Genomic DNA, 1,770 nt, shown 5'->3' with positions numbered 1-1,770 from the left:
TAAAATATTATTCCGATTTTCATGGACTACTTTAATGATATACTTTTATATTCTTTTGAAAATCGGAATAATTAATTTATCAGGATAATCACCCTGCCAGAGCATGTTGACCCTGTCATAGGCAAAACGGCGTCTTTTTTCTTCTTTGCGGGGCGAGTTGACCAACAGGTTTTTCTTTTTTAAAAAACGATAGACAGTAGAATAGGAAGCCTGAGAAGGCATCATTTTCCTTTCAGTAATCAGCTGATCGTAGAGTAAAGAAACAGATCGATCAGGATGTTTCTCTCTGGCTTCAAGAATAATTTCTTTGAGTTCAGCTGTTAAAACACGGCTTTTCCCTTTATCATTTCTGGTTTTAGGTTTAAGTCCATTAAAACCATTTTTACGATAGTCTCTGACCCACATAGCGATAGTTTTTGGTGAGTATTCTCTAACTCCATAGTAAGGGACATTATGCTTTTTAGCAGCAACCTCGGCCAGATACTCACTCTGTTTTTCTACCTGTCCATTCAGGATAGGAGAAATGAGGGAAAAGCGAAATAGAGCTATCTGTTCTCTGTCATTATCAGTCATCAAAATCAGCTCCTTTAAGCTTAGATTTTAGCATTTAAGAGCGAAAAAGTTCTTAAACTGCCGATAATAACATTTTAATTAGAAAAATAGCTCTTTTCTAGTGAAAGCTTTTGTGTTTAAAAAAATAGTTCCAAAACTTTAATCTTTATGGTATAATTAAAGTGCCATAAAACATTGATTAAAGTGATCCTGATACTCTTTTGAGAGTATCTGAGCGTCGGAGCTCCAAATCATTTTAATTAGTTTTGTGGCTTTTTTTATTCTTGCTAAATTAAAAGGAATTAAAGAATGATATCTATCTCTAAAAAAGGATATTAACCCAGGTATATTATGCTGGAATCTCTGTATATAGAAAAAGATTGCTCTTTTGTATAGAAGCAGTTTTTTCTGCAGTAGATATTCTTTAATGCAGCAGACAATATATTTAAGAGATCGTTGAAACCTCGGGAATAAAAAAGATGGCAGGATAGAAACAGTTCTGCCACAGTGATGGCATCTGTATCTTCTGATTAAGATTCTATGAGTTTTCCCGTCAATTGAGATTACATAGCGGTGATAAAATCCATTTTTATGTAGCTTGTCATGGCAGAAAGGACATTCTTCTGGATGAAAAAATTTGTTCTTTTTACCCAGTTTGGAATACTTTTTAATGCTCTTTTTGAAGTCGTGAATGATTTGCATTTGATCACATCCTAAATATTCTGACAATATTTTATCAGATTAATTTAGGAAAAGGAAGTTCTAATTCTAAATTATTATGCAAGATATTTATCATTTTCTAATGGATTAATTTGATAGATTACACTTTCTAAAATAGACGCTCCCTTTTCAAATTTGTAACCAACTGATCTTTTTTCATCTACATAGCCTTTAATTTCTTCTGCAAAAACACTTGAGCAAGAAATTGCTTTAGTCATTTATCATCACATCATCAGGATCAAGTGTGCATCTTCTTAATCCATCAACATCTGTTTGTAAATATACTTCTGTAGATTTTGAATTAATATGTCCCAGAACTTCAGAAATTACAGAAAGAGGAGTTCCCTGCTCCAATAAAGTGCTTGCCAGGGCATGGCGATTATGGAGAGCTCTCCATAAGAGACATTATGTAGAGGAAAAGATTATGGTGAGTAGGTTAATATATTCTTGACATAAAAAGATTTTCTATTGTAACTCTCACCATAATAAAGTATAATC

General features: G+C 32.9%; 4 protein-coding genes. All 4 read right to left on the bottom strand.

The genetic code is table 11. The features are described 5' to 3' along the window. Positions 1 to 45 precede the first annotated feature (45 nt). The 4 genes from C7954_RS13490 to C7954_RS13480 all read right to left on the bottom strand — a co-directional run bounded on the left by C7954_RS13490 (position 46) and on the right by C7954_RS13480 (position 1,641). Positions 46 to 573 carry a helix-turn-helix domain-containing protein gene (locus C7954_RS13490; RefSeq protein ID WP_134060314.1) on the bottom strand — a complete coding sequence of 176 codons (528 nt, stop codon included), beginning with the start codon at positions 571 to 573 and terminating at the stop codon, positions 46 to 48. 156 nt (positions 574 to 729) lie between these two features. Beyond that, positions 730 to 1,254 carry a DUF6431 domain-containing protein gene (locus C7954_RS13485; protein ID WP_134060312.1) on the bottom strand — a complete coding sequence of 175 codons (525 nt, stop codon included), beginning with the start codon at positions 1,252 to 1,254 and terminating at the stop codon, positions 730 to 732. A 74-nt stretch (positions 1,255 to 1,328) separates the two neighbouring features. Next, positions 1,329 to 1,490: a hypothetical protein gene (locus tag C7954_RS13780; protein ID WP_166667736.1), complete on the bottom strand. Its 162-nt coding sequence runs from the start codon at positions 1,488 to 1,490 to the stop codon at positions 1,329 to 1,331. Beyond that, positions 1,483 to 1,641: a site-specific integrase gene (locus C7954_RS13480; protein ID WP_276330818.1), complete on the bottom strand. Its 159-nt coding sequence runs from the start codon at positions 1,639 to 1,641 to the stop codon at positions 1,483 to 1,485. The genes C7954_RS13780 and C7954_RS13480 overlap by 8 nt, the downstream gene beginning before the upstream one ends. Positions 1,642 to 1,770: the final 129 nt, after the last annotated feature.

This window comes from Halanaerobium congolense (assembly GCF_004366375.1).
GTDB classification, from domain to species: Bacteria; Bacillota; Halanaerobiia; order Halanaerobiales; family Halanaerobiaceae; genus Halanaerobium; species Halanaerobium congolense.
Note: the sequence above shows the minus strand (reverse complement) of the source record. Positions and strands in the feature narration are given on the sequence as shown.

Excerpts from the sequence above, each read along its gene's own strand:
- C7954_RS13490 (WP_134060314.1), bottom strand. The coding sequence starts at position 573 with ATGACTGATAATGACAGAGAACAGATAGCTCTATTTCGCTTTTCCCTC.
- C7954_RS13780 (WP_166667736.1), bottom strand. The coding sequence starts at position 1,490 with ATGACTAAAGCAATTTCTTGCTCAAGTGTTTTTGCAGAAGAAATTAAA.
- C7954_RS13485 (WP_134060312.1), bottom strand. The coding sequence starts at position 1,254 with ATGCAAATCATTCACGACTTCAAAAAGAGCATTAAAAAGTATTCCAAA.